Origin of the sequence: Nocardia nova (assembly GCF_002933465.1) — a bacterium.
In the GTDB taxonomy this organism is placed as follows: Bacteria; Actinomycetota; Actinomycetes; order Mycobacteriales; family Mycobacteriaceae; genus Nocardia; species Nocardia nova_B.
In genome coordinates this window covers 14947-31446 of record NZ_PSZE01000007.1, presented here as the reverse complement: position 1 = coordinate 31446, position 16500 = coordinate 14947, and the positions used below count along the sequence as shown (strand labels likewise).

At 68.5% G+C, this 16500-nt stretch carries 17 protein-coding genes and 1 pseudogene; 12 read left to right on the top strand and 6 right to left on the bottom strand.

What is annotated here, in order from left to right; genetic code table 11:
* Positions 1-87 precede the first annotated feature (87 nt).
* The 6 genes and pseudogenes from C5E41_RS10485 (at position 88) to C5E41_RS10465 (ending at position 4638) form a co-directional block, all read left to right on the top strand.
* Entirely contained in the window at positions 88-1107 is a 1020-nt protein-coding gene (locus tag C5E41_RS10485) for an Lrp/AsnC family transcriptional regulator (protein WP_258080881.1), read from the top strand.
* A 139-nt stretch (positions 1108-1246) separates the two neighbouring features.
* Positions 1247-2290: a recombinase RecA gene (recA, locus tag C5E41_RS10480; RefSeq protein WP_025351561.1), complete on the top strand. Its 1044-nt coding sequence runs from the start codon at positions 1247-1249 to the stop codon at positions 2288-2290.
* A 480-nt stretch (positions 2291-2770) separates the two neighbouring features.
* Positions 2771-3268, top strand: a pseudogene (gene recX / locus C5E41_RS34965) (recombination regulator RecX); the annotation flags it as partial.
* Positions 3245-3886: a RecX family transcriptional regulator gene (locus C5E41_RS36170; RefSeq protein WP_258080910.1), complete on the top strand. Its 642-nt coding sequence runs from the start codon at positions 3245-3247 to the stop codon at positions 3884-3886. The pseudogene recX and the gene C5E41_RS36170, both read left to right, overlap by 24 nt.
* A gap of 144 nt (positions 3887-4030) precedes the next feature.
* Positions 4031-4441 (top strand): hypothetical protein, encoded by a 411-nt coding sequence (locus tag C5E41_RS10470; protein WP_104375643.1) that lies wholly within the window; start codon positions 4031-4033, stop codon positions 4439-4441.
* Positions 4438-4638, top strand: coding sequence for a DUF6186 family protein (locus C5E41_RS10465; RefSeq protein WP_146097513.1), 201 nt, complete (start codon positions 4438-4440; stop codon positions 4636-4638). The genes C5E41_RS10470 and C5E41_RS10465 overlap by 4 nt, the downstream gene beginning before the upstream one ends.
* 175 nt (positions 4639-4813) lie before the next feature.
* On the opposite strand, the gene C5E41_RS10460 is transcribed toward C5E41_RS10465, so the two are convergent.
* The 4 genes from C5E41_RS10460 to C5E41_RS10445 form a co-directional block, all read right to left on the bottom strand.
* Entirely contained in the window at positions 4814-5719 is a 906-nt protein-coding gene (locus tag C5E41_RS10460) for an amino acid ABC transporter permease (protein WP_104375641.1), read from the bottom strand.
* Positions 5716-6402 carry an amino acid ABC transporter permease gene (locus C5E41_RS10455; protein WP_104375640.1) on the bottom strand — a complete coding sequence of 229 codons (687 nt, stop codon included), beginning with the start codon at positions 6400-6402 and terminating at the stop codon, positions 5716-5718. Before C5E41_RS10455 ends, C5E41_RS10460 begins: the two co-directional genes overlap by 4 nt.
* 67 nt (positions 6403-6469) lie before the next feature.
* The gene (locus C5E41_RS10450; protein ID WP_104375639.1) at positions 6470-7300 is read right to left on the bottom strand and encodes a glutamate ABC transporter substrate-binding protein; all 831 of its coding nucleotides are present in this window, start codon (positions 7298-7300) and stop codon (positions 6470-6472) included.
* A gap of 85 nt (positions 7301-7385) precedes the next feature.
* Positions 7386-8114, bottom strand: a complete 729-nt coding sequence (locus C5E41_RS10445; RefSeq protein WP_104375830.1) for an amino acid ABC transporter ATP-binding protein — start codon at positions 8112-8114, stop codon at positions 7386-7388.
* A gap of 297 nt (positions 8115-8411) precedes the next feature.
* Here C5E41_RS10445 and miaB point away from each other — a divergent pair, with 297 nt between their 5' ends.
* Both miaB and C5E41_RS10435 read left to right on the top strand, forming a co-directional pair.
* Positions 8412-10031, top strand: coding sequence for a tRNA (N6-isopentenyl adenosine(37)-C2)-methylthiotransferase MiaB (gene miaB, locus C5E41_RS10440; RefSeq protein ID WP_104375829.1), 1620 nt, complete (start codon positions 8412-8414; stop codon positions 10029-10031).
* A 138-nt stretch (positions 10032-10169) separates the two neighbouring features.
* The gene (locus tag C5E41_RS10435; RefSeq protein WP_104375828.1) at positions 10170-10751 is read left to right on the top strand and encodes an Rv2732c family membrane protein; all 582 of its coding nucleotides are present in this window, start codon (positions 10170-10172) and stop codon (positions 10749-10751) included.
* Between the two features lie 12 nt (positions 10752-10763).
* Here the strand turns inward: C5E41_RS10435 and C5E41_RS10430 are convergent, their stop codons facing one another.
* Together C5E41_RS10430 and C5E41_RS10425 are read right to left on the bottom strand one after the other, a co-directional pair.
* Entirely contained in the window at positions 10764-11165 is a 402-nt protein-coding gene (locus tag C5E41_RS10430) for a nitroreductase family deazaflavin-dependent oxidoreductase (RefSeq protein WP_104375638.1), read from the bottom strand.
* A gap of 100 nt (positions 11166-11265) precedes the next feature.
* Entirely contained in the window at positions 11266-12774 is a 1509-nt protein-coding gene (locus C5E41_RS10425; protein ID WP_104375637.1) for a DUF349 domain-containing protein, read from the bottom strand.
* Between the two features lie 198 nt (positions 12775-12972).
* Here C5E41_RS10425 and C5E41_RS10420 point away from each other — a divergent pair, with 198 nt between their 5' ends.
* The 4 genes from C5E41_RS10420 (at position 12973) to dapF (ending at position 16468) form a co-directional block, all read left to right on the top strand.
* Positions 12973-13734, top strand: a complete 762-nt coding sequence (locus C5E41_RS10420) for a hypothetical protein (RefSeq protein ID WP_104375636.1) — start codon at positions 12973-12975, stop codon at positions 13732-13734.
* Positions 13735-13739: 5 nt separating this feature from the next.
* Positions 13740-14663 (top strand): tRNA (adenosine(37)-N6)-dimethylallyltransferase MiaA, encoded by a 924-nt coding sequence (gene miaA, locus C5E41_RS10415; RefSeq protein WP_439956386.1) that lies wholly within the window; start codon positions 13740-13742, stop codon positions 14661-14663.
* A 41-nt stretch (positions 14664-14704) separates the two neighbouring features.
* Positions 14705-15520 (top strand): TrmH family RNA methyltransferase, encoded by an 816-nt coding sequence (locus C5E41_RS10410; RefSeq protein ID WP_104375634.1) that lies wholly within the window; start codon positions 14705-14707, stop codon positions 15518-15520.
* A 66-nt stretch (positions 15521-15586) separates the two neighbouring features.
* Positions 15587-16468, top strand: coding sequence for a diaminopimelate epimerase (dapF, locus tag C5E41_RS10405; protein WP_104375827.1), 882 nt, complete (start codon positions 15587-15589; stop codon positions 16466-16468).
* Positions 16469-16500 lie beyond the last annotated feature (32 nt).

Below are 16500 nucleotides of genomic sequence, written 5' to 3'. Positions count from 1 at the left end.
CGGGTAGTGCGAACGATATCGACGCCAAGCGTGCGAGATGTTTGAATATCCATCCAGCTAACCGGCCGTCGATGTGAGATTCCGCCTGTGAACCCTGAAGACGAACTCGAATCCTCCGTTCTCGATACGCTCGACAAGCAGATCGTGCACGGCCTGGTTGCCGATGCCCGCATCCCGTTCGCCACCCTGGGCGCGATCCTCGGTGTCTCCCGCCGCTATCGGTCGATGCGCCAACGCGGCATCCTGCACGTCTCCGGCCAGATCAACGCCATGCCGCTGGGGAATACGCGCTGGATGCTGCGGGTGCGGTCCACCCCGGACAAGGCGCTGCGGCTGGCCGAATCGCTGGCGCGGCTGCCGGATGTGAGCTGGGTGGCGCTGCTGTCGACCGGTTCGGAGGTCACCTGTGTGAGCCGCCCGCGCTCGATCGAACAGCGAGATGCGTTGCTGCTCAATGTACTTCCACGGGCCAGCCAGGTCACCGGGTTGATGGCCTACGAGATCATCCACCGGTTTCCGCTGGCGGAGGAGTGGCCGCGATACAGCCGCTTGCTGACCGCCGAACAGTTGCGGCAGCTGGGACCGCGGCCCGCGATGAACGATCAGCGCGGGCCCGACGCGCCGATGGACCTGTCCGCGGCCGACGAGGCGATGCTCGCGTTGCTGGCCCGCGACGGGCGCGCCTCCTATGCCCGGCTGGCGGCCGAAACCGGCTGGAGTCCGACCCGGGTCGCGCGGCGGATGTCCGAGCTGGCAAAGGCCGGCGTGCTGTATTTCGATCTCGATTTCGCCGTCGAGCGTATGGGATACGCGGTGCGGGCCTCGCTGTGGGTGCGGACGCGCCCGGCCGAGCTCGACGCCGTCGGCCGGGCGATCGCCACCCATCCGGAGACGGCGTTCGTCGCGGCCACCACCGGGCCCACCAATCTGGTCGCCTCCATCGTCTGCCGCGACAGTTCGCATCTGTACCGCTACCTCACCGAGCGGCTGGGGGCTCTGGACGGGATCGTCGATGTCGAGGTCACCCCGACGCTGCGGATGCTGAAACAGGCGCAGGCGTTGATGCAGACCGACCGGATCGCGGTGGTGCCGACGGCGACTCGGTGAAGGGTCACGGCCTTGTCGGGCGCGTCGCTTGCCTCGAACACGTGTTCGTCTAAGCTTGCCGTCAGAACTTGTCGGTGCCGCCCTCTACCGTGGGGGCCAACCACACAACGAGACTTACCCGTCAGAAGGGGAACAGACGATGGCACCACAGGCCTACGACCGCGACAAGGCGCTCGAGCTCGCTCTGGCGCAGGTCGAGAAGAGCTTCGGTAAGGGCGCGATCATGCGCCTGGGTGAGGAGGCGCATCAGCCCATCTCGGTCATTCCGACGGGTTCGATCGCGCTGGATGTGGCGCTGGGCATCGGCGGTCTGCCGCGTGGCCGCGTCGTGGAGATCTACGGTCCGGAATCGTCCGGTAAGACCACGGTCGCCCTGCACGCCATCGCCAACGCGCAGGCCAACGGCGGACTCGCGGCCTTCATCGACGCCGAGCACGCGCTGGATCCGGAATACGCCCGCAAACTCGGCGTCGACACCGACGCCCTGCTGGTGTCGCAGCCCGACACCGGTGAGCAGGCGCTGGAGATCGCCGACATGCTGGTGCGCTCCGGTGCGCTGGACATCATCGTCATCGACTCCGTCGCGGCGCTGGTGCCGCGCGCGGAGATCGAGGGCGAGATGGGCGACAGCCACGTCGGTCTGCAGGCCCGCCTGATGAGCCAGGCGCTGCGTAAGATGACCAGTGCGCTCAACAACTCCGGCACCACCGCCATCTTCATCAACCAGTTGCGCGAGAAGATCGGCGTGATGTTCGGCTCGCCCGAAACCACCACGGGTGGTAAGGCGTTGAAGTTCTACGCCTCGGTGCGCCTGGATGTGCGCCGCATCGAGACGTTGAAGGACGGCAGCGATGCGGTGGGTAACCGCACTCGTGTGAAGGTCGTCAAGAACAAGGTGTCGCCGCCGTTCAAGCAGGCCGAATTCGACATCCTCTACGGTGCCGGCATCTCCAAGGAGGGCTCGATCATCGATATGGGTGTCGATCAGGGCTTCATCCGTAAGTCCGGCTCCTGGTACACCTACGAGGGAGATCAGCTCGGCCAGGGCAAGGAGAATGCCCGCAAGTTCCTGCTGGAGAACACCGACGTGCGCGACGAGATCGAGAAGAAGATCAAGGAGAAGCTCGGCATCGGTGCCGACGTCACCGCAGACGCGGGTGCCGAGGCGCCCGTCGACTTCTAGCCGATGCCGCACCGGGAAGCGCCGGGGTCCTCACCCCTCCCGGACCCTGGCGCCTCTCGGCTCGACGCCGTCGAACGCCTGCGGCGGCAACTGGAAGACATCGAATCCCGCTCCCGACGCAGCGGCGGCCCAGAAAGCGAATCGTGGTCGAAACCCGTTCGCAGACAGGGTGTTTCGGTCCGTCGCCGACGATCGAAGCAGGAGGCGGAGGGCGCGTCTGCCGGTGTATGGCGTTCCGATGACGGTCCGGTGACCCAGCGTGGTTCGGTCGACGATGCGGACGTACCCGAGCCGGCGGACCGGTCCGCGTTGGAGCGGTCGAGTAGCGAAGTCGGAATCTCCAGTCGTCCTGGTAATGGCTCGGCGACACAGGATTCCCAGGCGCGCAATCGGATTCGCGCACTGCCGGCTGAGGTCGAGGCGCTGCAGCGAGGGCGGGACGAGCGCGCCACAGGCAACGGTCGGTCCGGCCGCACCCATCTGGCGGAGGGACAGTCGAAGGGTGCCGCACCGAAGGCGGGGACCGAGGCGCAGGCCAAGGATATCTGTCTGCGCCTGCTCACCGATCGAGCGCGCAGCCGCGCCGAACTGGCGGACAAGCTGGCGGCCAAAGGGTTCGCGCCCGAGGTCGCCGAGCGGGCACTGAACCGCCTCGCCGAGGTCGGGCTGATCGACGACGCGGCCTTCGCCGAACAGTGGGTGCATTCCCGCCACACCTTCTCCGGCAAAGGGAAAAAGGTTCTCGCCCAGGAACTTCGGCGTAAAGGGGTGTCCGACACCGACGCTGGGCCCGCGCTGGCCGCCATCACTCCCGCCGACGAAAGCGCCCGCGCCGCCGAACTGGTCCGCCGCACACTCACCACCCTGCCGCCGGACATTCCCGCCGACAAGACGGCCAACCGGCTGGTGAGCATGCTCGCCCGCCGCGGCTACAACCAGTCCATGGCCTACGCGGTGGTCAAGGACGAGCTCGCAGCGGCCGCCACGTCGAGCAGTGGCCCCGATGGTGTCGACCACACAGATCACGTCGGGGACGACGAACCGGTCGGCGGTTCCCGACCCATTGCAGCGGGACACCGTTCGTCGAAGGGCCGGGCCGGCGGACGGGCCGGGCTCGGCGGGACCGGGGCGGCGTCGCGGAAGTCCGGGACCGACGACGCCGAGCACGCCGCACAGTTGGTGCGGAAAAAGCTCGCAACGCTGTCGCACGATGTACCGCGGGACAAGGCAACCGCCCGACTGGTGGGTATGCTCGCTCGCCGCGGTTACCCGCAGTCCATGGCGTATGCCGTGGTGCAGGAGGAAATGGCCGCGGCCGCGCAATCCTTTGCCGCCCAGCCGAACCGGACCGAGAACACCGTCGGCGATGCCGAGGAGAGCGCCGACGTGGATGCGGTAGTGGCGGATTCCGGCCACGACGATGCGGAACGAGCAGCGGAACTGGTGCGCCGCAAGATGCGCACCCTGCCGCGAAACCTCTCCGAGGACAAGGTGGTCAACCGCCTTGTCGGCATGCTCGCCCGCCAGGGATACCGGCAGTCGATCGCTTACGCCGCCGTGCGCGCCGAACTCGCGCAGGGATACCCACCCGACTGAACCCCACGCCCGCCCCTCGGTCGCTATGAACGCCTACGAACCGACACCCACGAGCCCGAGCCGGGCCATCTTCGCCGCGATCGCCCGCGCGGTGGCGGGCCGCGCGGCTCGCTCCGTCGCCGGCAGAAGTCCTATGCTGCGCTGATGACCGCCGATGTGGAGGGTGGCAGCAGATCGCGCCGACGCGCCGGCCCGGCGGTCGTCTGGACCGGGGTGGCGGTGGCGGGGTCGTTCACCCGTCCGTTCGGCGTTGCCGCGACGGTGCTGGTCGCCGCTGTCGTTGTCGTGGTCGCCATCGGTGCCATGCGGGTCGGGACACGGCGAATGTCGTTCACGCCGCCGGTTCGGCGTGCAGTTGTGGTGTGGTCGGTCCTGCTCGCAGCCGTACTGGCGTGGGAACTGTACGCCTGGCTGTCTCAACCCGCACTGCTCGTGCCCGACGCTGCCCATCCGACCCTGTCGACACTGCTCAGTCCCGCGCTGGAGGGTGGGCCGGGTCGCTTCATCGGATGGCTGATCTGGTTGGGTGCAGGATGGTGGCTGGTGCGGAAATGACCGATCGCGCCCTCGTGATCACGGGATTCGCCGTCCTGGCCGTCCTCGTGATCAGCACGGCGGCAGTGGCCCGGCGGCGCCGCCTGTCGTTCGCCGGCCTCGGCGACACCGTGCGCTATCTGACCCGCACCCGAACCGCCCGCGTCGTCGCGGTGCTCCTGTGGGCGTGGCTCGGCTGGCATTTCCTGGCCAGATAGCCGGCCACAGAGGCCGCAGCGGCCCGATTGGACACCCATCCCCGGTCGCCGCGAGTGGCGTGGCCTGGCGACCGGGGTGGTGCGCGTCCAGGATCGACTATTCAGGACCCCCGGGGCGAGGGTTGCGTTCGGTGCGAGCACAACCCTGCCGGAGGTGCCGTCGCCGGACTGCCCGTTACGGCGAAGCGGTCCGGCTCAGCGACAGATCCACGCCCGGTGCGGCATCGGTGAGCACCGAATTCGCGCCCAGCACGGTCCGCCCTCGGCGCCGCGACCGCAACCGTCGCTCCACCCTGGTGGCGAGGAAGGTCAGCGCCCAGTTCAGGGCGATCATGATGACGGCGACCACGATCAGCGCCGGCACGGTGTTCTGTTCGGCCGCACCCAGTTGCTGACCCTGGCGCACGATTTCCTGATAGGTGATCTGGTAGCCGAGTGCGGTGTCCTTGAGCGCCACGACCATCTGCGAGATCAGCGCCGGCAGCATCGCCGTCACCGCCTGCGGCAGCAGAATCATCCTCGTCACCTGCCCCTTGCGCAAACCCAGCGCCTGGGCCGCCTCGGTCTGGCCCCGCGGCAGTGACCGAATGCCCGAGCGCACGATCTCGGCGATCACCGACCCGTTGTACACGGTCAGCGCGATCACCACGGCCGCCAGCGCCAGCTGGTCGGAGGCGAACAGATTGTCCTTGGCGAACCAGTTGTAGAGGAAGATCATCAGGATCAGCACCGGAACGGCCCGGGCCACCTCGACGATCACCCCCGCCACCCACCGCACGACGCGATGGTCGGACAGCCGCAGCACACCGAAGATCACGCCGATCACCATCGCGAACACGATCGCCAGCGCGGCGGCTACCACGGTGCCGCGCAAGCCCGGCAGGATGTAGGTCTGCCAGACCTCCGACTGCACGAACGGCTTCCACTTCTCCGAGGTGAGCTGGCTCTTCTCGTCGAACGCCCGCCACACCAGCCAGCCGAGCACCACCAGGACCGCCAGCACCAGCACCGAATACAGCGCATGCCGCCGTCGCGCCTTCGGACCGGGGACGTCGTAGAGGACCGAGGCGTTCGCGCTCATCGCTTCACCTCGAATCGCTTGGCCAGCCAGCCGAACAGCAATCCGGTGGGCAGCGTGAGAATGACGAAGCCGAGGGCGAAGATCGCGCCGATGGCGAGAATGTCGGCCTCGGTCTCGTTCATGGAGGCCATCAGTGCCGCCGCCTCGGCCACGCCGATCGCCGACGCGATCGTGGAATTCTTCGTCAACGCGATCAACACACTGCCCAGCGGCGCGATCACCGACCGGAAGGCCTGCGGTAACACCACATGTCGCAGATTCTGACCGAAGGTCAAGCCCAGTGACCGTCCTGCCTCGGACTGCCCCAGCGGCACGGTGTTGATTCCCGCGCGCAGCGATTCACACACGAACGACGCCGTGTACACACTCAAGCCGAGGACGGCGAAACGAAAGTTGTTGGTGGGCAGGAAATCCAGTCCAGAACTCGCACTCGCGAGCTTGATGCCCAGGGTCGTGTAGAGACCGAGTGAGCAGAACACCAGGAGCAAAGTGAGCGGGGTATTGCGGAAAACGGTGACATACGCCGTACCGATCCACCGCGCCACCGGAATCGGCGACACGCGCATCGCCGCCACCAGGGTGCCGATGATCAGCGCCCCGATCGCGGAGAACACGGTCAGTTTGATGGTGACCCAGAAGGCGTCCCACAGCTGATTGTCGTATCGGGAGATCAAGTCGAACACGGTGGACGCGCCCTCCTACTTCTCTGTGCCGGAAAGGGTTTCCGCGGCGGCCGGAACCCGAGCCGAATCAGTAGCGGTCGACCTGCGGCGGCGACGGGATCGGGAAGGTGTTGCCGAAGTTCTTCTCCAGCGACGCTTTCCAGGAGCCGTCGTTGATCATCGATTCGATCGCATCGTTGATCTTGTCGCGAGACTCCTTGTCGCCCTTCTTCAGGCCGATGCCGTAGTTCTCGGTCGTGAACGGCTGCCCGACCACCTTCAACTGGCCCGGAGATTGCGCGGCGTAACCGGCCAGAATGATGTTGTCGGTGGTGACCGCGTCCACCGCCCCGGATTTCAGCGCCTCCACGCACAGCGAATAGGTGTCGTATTCCTGCAACTGCACATCGTTGGCGAAATTCTTCTGAATGTTCTGCGCCGGTGTGGATCCCTTCACCGAGCAGAGTTTCTTGCTGCCTTTCAGCGATTCCGGGCCCGTGATATCGGTTTTGTCGGCGCGCACCAGCAAGGATTGGCCCGCAACGTAATACGGCCCGGCGAAGTCGACCTTCTGCTTACGCTGATCGTTGATCGAATAGGTGGCGACCACATAATCGACCTGCCCGTTCTGGATCAGCGTCTCACGTTGCGCGGAGGGAGCCTCCTTGAAGGTGATCTTGTCCGGGCTCACGCCGAGTTTGCCGGCGACGTAGGTCGCCACGTCCACATCGAATCCAGAGAACGACCCGTCCCGATTGCGCAGGCCCAGACCCGGCTGATCGAATTTGATGCCGATGGTGAGTTTGCCTTCCGACGCGTGTTCGGTGGCGGTCTTGTTGCTGCCGCCGCCACATCCGGTCGCGACGACCGCGATGGCCAGCGCGCCGATGCCGAACCGCAGCGCTCGGGTGATCCTCATCGAATGCCTTCTCTCTCGTGAAGTGTGAAGGGTGCTCCGCGGTGCGAGGGCCTGTTATCGATCCCGCCGCGGTCGTGCATTGCGATCAATGGCTCAAGATTTTGCCCAAGAAATCCTTGGCACGCTCGGAAGCGGGTGCGGTGAAGAAGGTTTCGGGCGCGGCGTCCTCGACGATCCGGCCGTCGGCCATGAACAGCACACGGTCTCCGGCGCGGCGGGCGAATCCCATCTCGTGCGTGACCACCAGCATCGTCATGCCCTCCTTGGCCAGTGCGACCATCACCTCCAGCACCTCGTTGACCATTTCCGGATCCAGGGCGGAGGTGGGCTCGTCGAACAGCATCACCTTCGGATTCATCGCCAATGCCCGGGCGATGGCCACGCGCTGCTGCTGACCGCCCGAAAGCTGCGCCGGATACTTGTCGGCCTGATCGGCGATGCCGACGCGCTCGAGCAGTTCCAGCGCCCGCGCGCGGGCCTGCTTCTTGTCGATGCGGCGTACCTTGACCGGCCCGAGCATGACGTTGTCCAGGATCGTCTTGTGCGCGAACAGATTGAACGACTGGAACACCATGCCCACGTCGGCGCGCAACTTCGCCAGTGCGCGACCCTCGGCCGGCAGCTCGACGCCGTCGACGGCGATGGTGCCGGAATCGATCGGCTCGAGCCGATTGACGGTGCGGCACAACGTGGATTTGCCCGACCCGGACGGGCCGAGCACGATCACCACCTGCCCGCGCGGCACCTCCAGATTCACGTCGCGCAGCACATGCAGAGCACCGAAATGCTTGTCCACGTTGCGCATCGAGATCATCGGCGGAACGGTCGCGGTGCCCGCGGATGCGTCGGCCGCGGCCGGGTCGGAGGTGTTCCCAGCGCTGGCGGTGCCGGGTCTTGCGTCGGCAGCATCGGTCATGACAGTCGACCCTAGAGCGGTCCTGCGCGAAATGCGCACTTTTGGCGCGTGCGTCGCGCCGTCGCCGCCTGCGCTTAACCCGGTGGTGACCTGGGCGCCCGCCCGCGTGACCGACGTCACGGCGGGCCGGCCGCGGGCGACCGGGGTGGGCGTCCGATTTCGTGCAGCGTCTACCCTGGACCCGTGAATTCGTCCATGCAGGTTGCAGCACATTCGGCTGCGGGACGCGCCCCCGGTTCGGCCACCGATCCGCAGTCCCCGCGGACCTACGAGGTGCGCACCTACGGCTGCCAGATGAACGTGCACGACTCCGAACGGCTGTCGGGCCTGCTCGAGGACGCCGGATACACCAAGGCCGCGGGCGGGCAAACCGCCGATCTGGTGGTGTTCAACACCTGCGCGGTGCGCGAGAACGCGGACAACAAACTGTACGGAACGCTCGGACATCTGGCGCCGATCAAGGCCGAGCGGCCTGGTATGCAGATCGCGGTCGGCGGCTGCCTGGCGCAGAAGGACCGCGACACCGTCGTGCGCAAGGCGCCGTGGGTCGATGTCGTCTTCGGCACCCACAACATCGGGTCGCTGCCGGTGCTGCTCGAGCGCGCCCGCCACAACGAGCAGGCGCAGGTTGAAATCCTGGAATCGCTGGAGGCGTTCCCGTCCACGCTCCCGGCCCGTCGCGAATCCGCCTACGCCGGCTGGGTGTCGATCTCGGTGGGCTGCAACAACACCTGCACGTTCTGCATCGTGCCCTCGCTGCGCGGCAAAGAGATCGACCGGCGGCCGGGCGATGTGCTGGCCGAAGTGCAGGCGTTGGTGGATCAGGGTGTGCTCGAGGTGACACTGCTCGGACAGAACGTCAACTCCTACGGTGTGAACTTCGCCGAACCCGCACTGCCGCAGGGACATCCGGCCGATTTCGCGCCCGACCACCGTGATCGCGGCGCGTTCGCGAAACTGCTTCGGGCCTGCGGCGGCATCGACGGACTCGAGCGGGTGCGCTTCACCTCGCCGCATCCGGCGGAATTCACCGACGACGTCATCGAGGCGATGGCGCAGACTCCGAACGTCTGCCCGCAGTTGCACATGCCGCTGCAATCGGGTTCGGACCGGGTGCTCAAGGCGATGCGCCGGTCCTACCGCAAGGATCGCTACCTCGGCATCATCGAGAAGGTGCGGGCCGCGATGCCGCACGCCGCGATCACCACCGACATCATCGTCGGCTTCCCCGGCGAGACCGAGGAGGATTTCCAGGAGACCCTGGACGTGGTCCGGCAGGCGCGGTTCACCAGCGCCTTCACCTTTCAGTATTCGATCCGCCCCGGCACGCCCGCGGCCACCATGGCCGATCAGGTGCCCAAGGCGGTGGTCCAGGAGCGCTACGACCGGCTGATCGAACTGCAGGAACAGATCTCACTGGAAGCCAATCGCGCGCTGATCGGCACCGAGGTCGAACTGCTGGTCGCCGAGGGCGCCGGTAAGAAGAACGCGGCGACCGCGCGGATGAGCGGCCGGGCGCGCGACGGCCGGCTGGTGCACTTCCGGCCTGGCGAGGCGGCGATCCGGCCCGGCGATATCGTCACCGTCGACATCACCGAGGCGGCGCCACACCACCTCATCGCCGACGGTCTGGTCCACACCCACCGCCGCACCCGCGCCGGCGATGCGCACGAACGCGGTGTGCTGCCCACGACCGCACCGATCGGGGTGGGCCTCGGACTGCCGCGGATCGGTGCGCCGGAGCCGCTGCCGGCGGCCGCCGGCTGTGAGACTCAGCCGGCGGCCGCCGGTTGTGATACCGGATGCGGGGCGTGACCGATGGCTGAACGCGGGAACGAGGACGCCGATCGCGACGCCACACCGGAGCGATCCGGTGACGCGTCCGCGCCGCAGCACCCGCACCAGCCACCGGCGCAGCAACCGAACGATGCGACCGAGCCGAATGAGGAGAGCATGAACCCCGCAGAGTCGAAGGTCTTCGAGCAATTCCGCGGCGACCTCGAGGCCGTCGAACGCAAGATCGCCGGCGAGATCGATCCCGGGACGCGCGCGATGGTGGTCGCGATCGCGGTTTTCGTGCTGCTGCTGTCGCTGATCCTGCCGCATGCCGGGGCTGCCCGCGGGCTGGATGTACTGGCCTTCGACAACCACGCACAGGCCGAGCACATCGGGCTGCCGTCGCGAGTCTTCGAATGGTTCGTGGTGATCTTCGGGATCGGGTTCTCGTCGCTGGCGCTGGTCACCCGCCGCTGGGCGCTGGCGTGGGTGGCGGTCGCCGGATCCGCGGTGGGCAGCGTCTTCGGGGTGCTCTCGATCTGGCACCGCCAGACCCCCGGTCTCGGCAACTACCACGGCGCCGGACCGGGCATCGGGCTGATTCTGGCCACGATCGGGATCGTGGTGCTGACCTTTCACTGGATCCGCGTGGTGTGGGGCCGGACCGCGCTTCAGCTCGAGGCCGAGGAGCGCCGTCGCATCGCGGCCGCCGAACAGGAAGAGCAGGACCGGCGCCGGCTGTTCGGCGACGACAAGTAGCCGCTGCGGCGCTCAGCGGCGCAGGGCTACCACGGGGATGGTGCGCTCGGTCTTCTTCGCGTGCTCGGCAAAGAACGGATACAGCGTGGTGAGCTCCGTCCACGCCCGGTCGTAGTCGGGGCCCTGCAACGGTACGGCGGTGGCCGGATAGGTCTCCCGGTCGACCTCGACGGTCACGGCCGGATCGGCGACGAGGTTCAGATACCAGTCCGGATGCTGCGGGGCGCCCACGTTCGAGGCGACGACGAGCAACCGGTCGCCGTCGAGATGGAACATCATCGGCGTGGTGTGCGGCGTCCCCGACCGGCGGCCGGTGGTGGTGAGAAGCACCAGACGATCCCGGTGCATCCCCTCGATCGGGCCGCCGGCGCGGAACTGCTCGATGACGCCTCGATTGATCTCGCGGACATCCATGGTCGGCTCCTCGTCCGGATTATTGCGGGGCAGCGGCGGCGACGGCGGGCACCGGCCGGTCGGCGGCGAACTCGACACCACCGACCGGCGACGAACGCACTCAGCGCCGGCTGACCGCGCCCTCGGCCGCGTCCGCCCATTCTCGCCATTGCTTGGCCTGTTCGAGTGCCTTCTCGGCATCGCGCGTGCGGCCCGCCGCCTCGGCCTTGGCTGCCTGCTCCTCGAACTGGGCGACCCGCTCGCGGAACTGCGCCGCGCGGGCCATCGCCTCGGGATCGGTACGCCGCCACTGGGCGTCCACCGCCTCGCGGACCCGCTTCTCCAGGGCTCGCAGTTTGCCCTCGAGTTCGTGCATACGCTCGCGCGGCACCTTACCGATCGCGTCCCACCGCTCCTGTAGTTCGCGCAGGGCCGCGCGGGCGGAATCCAGTGTCGCGGAATCGGGTTCGATGTGCTCGGGGATGCGGTCCTCGTAGTGGTGCAGCAGTTCCTCCTTGGCCGCCGCGTTCTGGCCGAATTCGGCATCGCGTTCGGAGGCGGCGGCATTGCGCGCGGCGAAGAATACGTCCTGGGCGCTCTTGAAGCGCCGCCACAACTGCTCGTCGGCCTCGCGCGGGGCGCGCCCGGCCGCCTTCCACTCGGTCAGCAGATCCCGGAAGACCGCGGCGGTGCCCACCCAGTCGGTGGAATCGGACAGCTCCTCGGCGCGCGCACACAGTTCTTCCTTGCGTGCCTTCGCGGCGGCACGTTCACGATCGAGTTCGGCGAAATGCGCGCCCCGGCGGCGGTTGAACGCCTCGCGCGCCTTGGAGAAGCGCCGCCACAGTGCGTCGTCGACCTTGCGGTCCACCCCGCGGATGGACTTCCACTCCTCGAGAATCTCGCGTAGCCGATCACCCGCGGCCTTCCACTGGGTGGATTCGGCGGCGATCTGCTCGGCCTCCGCGCACAGCGCCTCCTTGCGCTCGGTGTGCTCGTGCCGGGTGCGCTCCTTCTCCTCCTTGGCGTGGGCGGCCGCCTCGTCGGAATGTTCGATGATCGCCTGCAGGCGCTGCGCCAGACCCTCCACATCGCCGATCACCGCCGCGGTCGGCAGGGATTCGGCGAGCGCGACGGCCGCGGCCTTGGTCTTGCGGGCGTCCGTGCCGGCCGCGAGGCGAGCCTCGAGCAGCGCGACCTCGGTGGCCAGATCGTCGAAGCGACGCCCGAAATGCGCCAGGCCCTCGGCGGCGTCACCGGCCTGCCACGAGCCGACGACGCGTTCGCCGGTGGCGGTCTTGACCCAGGCGGTGCCGTCGTCGTCGACCCGGCCCCACTCGCTGGGATCGCTGACGGTCGGCACGACCACCGGATGTGGATGCTCATGGGCGGGGCCGGGGACGGGAGCCGGTTTGACGTGGTGCGTTGCCGCCGGTTTCGCCGCCGGTTCGGCTCGTTGCGCCGCGACGGGTTTGGGCACCCCCGGCTTGGGTACTCCCGGTCGTGGTGCCGCGCCGGGTTTCGGGGCGGCATCGGCCGGAGTCGGACGCTTCGCGGCGGGATTGCTGGACTGCTGCGCCGCGCCGGTTTCCGGATGCACTGCCTTCTCGGTTCCGCTGTTGTCGGTCATCGCTCCTCATCCCTGCCGCGCGTCACGGCTGCCTGGTTACGCCCTAGCAGATCCCATTCAACCAGCCAATAGACAGAATTGCCCTCTCTTGCGAACGGTGGCGTGGGCCGAGTGACGGTTGAGGGTGGTGGGACCACGCTCAACCACGGTGAGCGGCGGCCTCGGCTGCCGTTTCCCGGCGGCCGCTACCGTTGACGGGTGTTTCGTGTCGCCGCGCTGATTCCCTCGCCGCTCGTTTTGATTCCCGAACTGGGCGGTGCGACCCCGCTGACCGACTCCACCCATCCGGCCGCGCAGGTACCGCAGTTGCGCGCGGCCGTGCTGGAGGCCGGGCGGCTGCTGGCCCGGCAGGCCCGGCAGTGGACCATCGTCGGCGCGGGGACCGAGCCGCCGACCGGTGTGGGCAGTTTCCGCGGCTTCGGCGCGGACGTCCGGGTCGCGTTGTCGGCGGCGGAGCCCGGCGGTGAGCCGCGGTTCGACTGGCCGACCGCACTGCTGGTGGGCGCATGGCTGCGCGGACGGATCGCGGCCGAGGACGGCGAGGACATCGAAGCGCGGGCGCTGCCGGTCGATCCCGGCGCCGAGCCGGCCCGCTGCGTGGACCTGGGGGCCCGATTGCGTGGCGAGCTGGACGCCGACCCGCGTGCCCAGGGTGTGCTGATCGTGGCCGACGGCGCCGCGACCCTGTCCACTACCTCGCCCGGATATTTCGATCCCCGTGCCGAGGGCGAACAACAGCGGATCGACGCCGCCCTCGACGCCGGTGACCGCGCGGCACTCGGCGCACTGGACCCGCGGCTGTGTGCCGAACTCGAGGTGGCGGGCCGTCCCGGCTTTCAGGTGCTGGCCGGTCTGTTCGGGATCGACACCGCCGATCCGAAGGTCGAAACCCTCTATCGCGCGGCACCTTTCGGTGTGGGATACCACGCGTCGGTCTGGTATCCGGCGGGTGCGCGATGAGCGCGATGAGTACGCCCATCGCCGTCATCGGGCCGACCGCGACCGGAAAGTCGGAGCTGGCACTGGAATTGGCGGTTCGCCTGGACGGGGAGATCGTCAATATCGACGCCATGCAGCTGTATCGCGGCATGGATATCGGCACCGCCAAACTGCCGCCGCAGCAGCGCCGCGGCATTCCGCACCACCAGCTCGACGTGCTGGAGGTGACCGAAACGGCCACCGTCGCCGCGTATCAGGCCGCGGCCTCCGCCGATGTCGAGGACATTCTCGCGCGCGGCCGGGTGCCGGTCATCGTGGGTGGTTCGATGATGTACGTGCAGGCATTGCTGGACGAATGGGAATTTCCGGCCACCGACACCCGCGTCCGCGAGAAGTGGGAGGCGGTCCTCGAACGCGACGGCGTCGCGGCCGTCCATGCTGCCCTGCGCGCGGCCGATCCCGTTGCGGCGCAGACCATTCTGCCCACCGACGGGCGGCGGATCGTACGGGCGCTCGAGGTCGTCGAACTCACCGGCCGGCCGTTCGCCGCCTCGCAGCCGCAACGCGGCACGCCCCGATGGAATACCACGATCATCGGCGTCGACCGCGAGACCGCCGAACTCGACGCGCGTATCGAGGCCCGCACCGAGACGATGTTCGCGCAGGGGCTCGTCGACGAGGTGCGCGAACTGATCGGCCGCGGCCTGCGCCGGGGCCTGACGGCACGCCGGGCGATCGGCTACGCACAAGTCCTGGCTCATCTCGACAACGAATACGACCTGAGCCATGCGCGTGAGCGCACGCTGATCGGCACCCGCCGCTACGTGCGCCGGCAACGCTCGTGGTTTCGCCGCGACCCGCGGGTGCACTGGGTCGACGGCGCCGATCCGCGCCTGGCGGATGTGGTACTGGCCCATGTGCTCGACGAACAGGAATCGATTCGGCAGTGACCCGCCCATCGACCACCCGCACATCGACTACCCGCACATCGATGACCCGTAATGCCTCCGTGGGGGAGTGGCGAGCCTATCTCGGCAACCGCGCCCGCCGCCGGCGCGACGGCCGCTTTCTCGTACACGGCCGCGAACCGATCACCGCGGCGGTGGCGAACGGCTGGCCGCTGGAAGCGGTGCTGTACCGTCTCGGGGCCCCGCTGCCGGCGTGGGCGCGCGAGGTGCTCGACAACGACGCGGTGCCGGCGATCGGACTGGTCGGCGACGCCCTCGACGAACTCGCCGAACCCGATACCGGCACACCGGAACTGGTGGCGCTGGCGCACACCCGCAGCCGGGACGGATCGGAGGTCTGCCTCGATCCGGCACGTCCGGTGGTCGTGATCGATCGCCCGGCCTCCGCGCTGCGGCTGGGCAGTGTGCTGCGCACCGCGCACGCCTTCGGCGCCGCCGCGGTGGTGATCAGCGGTGCCGGCGCGGACGAATACGACCCGCGATGTGTGCGCGCCTCGGCCGGCGCGTTGTTCGCGGTGCCGGTGCTGCGGGTGCCCGGGCCGGCGAGCGTCGCCGAACTGCGGGCGGGCGCCGGAGTCGCGGCCCGGCTGGTCGGTGTCGGCGCGGAGCCCGCCGACCGGCCGGTCGATGCGCACACCTTCGCGGATGCGACGATCATGGTGTTCGCCGACGACGGCGAACTCGATGTGCGGTGGCGCGACGCGTGCGACGAGATGGTGCGGATTCCGGCGGGTGCGATGCCGGCCACCCCCTGCGCCGTATCGGTCGTGCTGTACGAAATATCCCGGCAGCGCCGGGTGTCGGTAACCAAGGTGAACGCCGGTGCGGCCGGCGAATAGTGCGGGACGGGTGGAGGATCGACGTCGATGAGCGAGCAGGAGCAGACGGTGTCCGTCGCGGCCGATATCGAGTTCAGCAAGGGCCACGGGACCCAGAACGATTTCGTGGTGCTGCCCGACTCCGACGCCCGCCTGCGCCTGGCCCCCGGTACCGTCGCCGTGCTGTGTGACCGACGCCAGGGCATCGGTGCCGACGGTGTGCTGCGCGTCGCCCGCGCGGGGGCGCTGGTGGAGCGCGGCGAGCTGGCCGAACTGCCCGACGGTGTGGCCGCGGCGGACTGGTTCATGGACTATCGCAACGCCGACGGGTCGATCGCCGAGATGTGCGGCAACGGCGTTCGCGTGTTCGCCCACTATCTGCTCGCGACGGGAATGCAGCGTGACACCGAATTCGTGGTCGGCACCCGGGCGGGCGCGCGCTCGGTGGTCGTGCACTCCTTCGACGCGGTGCACGGCGAGGTCACCGTCGGTATGGGCCGGGTGCTGATGCTCGGCGATTCCACCGCCACGGTCGCCGGCAGCGCGTTGCCCGGAGTCGGAGTCGACGTGGGCAATCCGCATCTCGCCTGTGTCGATCCCGGGCTCACCGCCGACGGACTGGCCGCGCTCGATCTCACCGTGGCGCCCGGTTTCGATCCGGAGTTGTTCCCGCAGGGCGTGAACGTGGAGATCTTGACCGCGCTCGGCGAGGACGGCGCGGTCGATATGCGGGTCTACGAACGCGGCGTCGGCGAAACCCGCTCCTGTGGCACCGGCACGGTCGCCGCGGCCGCGGCGGCGCTGAGGACTGCGGGCATCGATCCGGCGGCGGAATCCGCGCAGGTCCGGGTCCGGGTGCCCGGCGGCGCCGTCACCGTCGGCATCGATCACGGGCAGGCGTGGTTGCGCGGCCCCTCGGTGCTGGTCGGTTCCGGACACCTCGCCGCTGAGTGGTGGGCCGGCGCCTGATTCGTGTGAGCCGCGCCGTGCCGGGGCCGCTC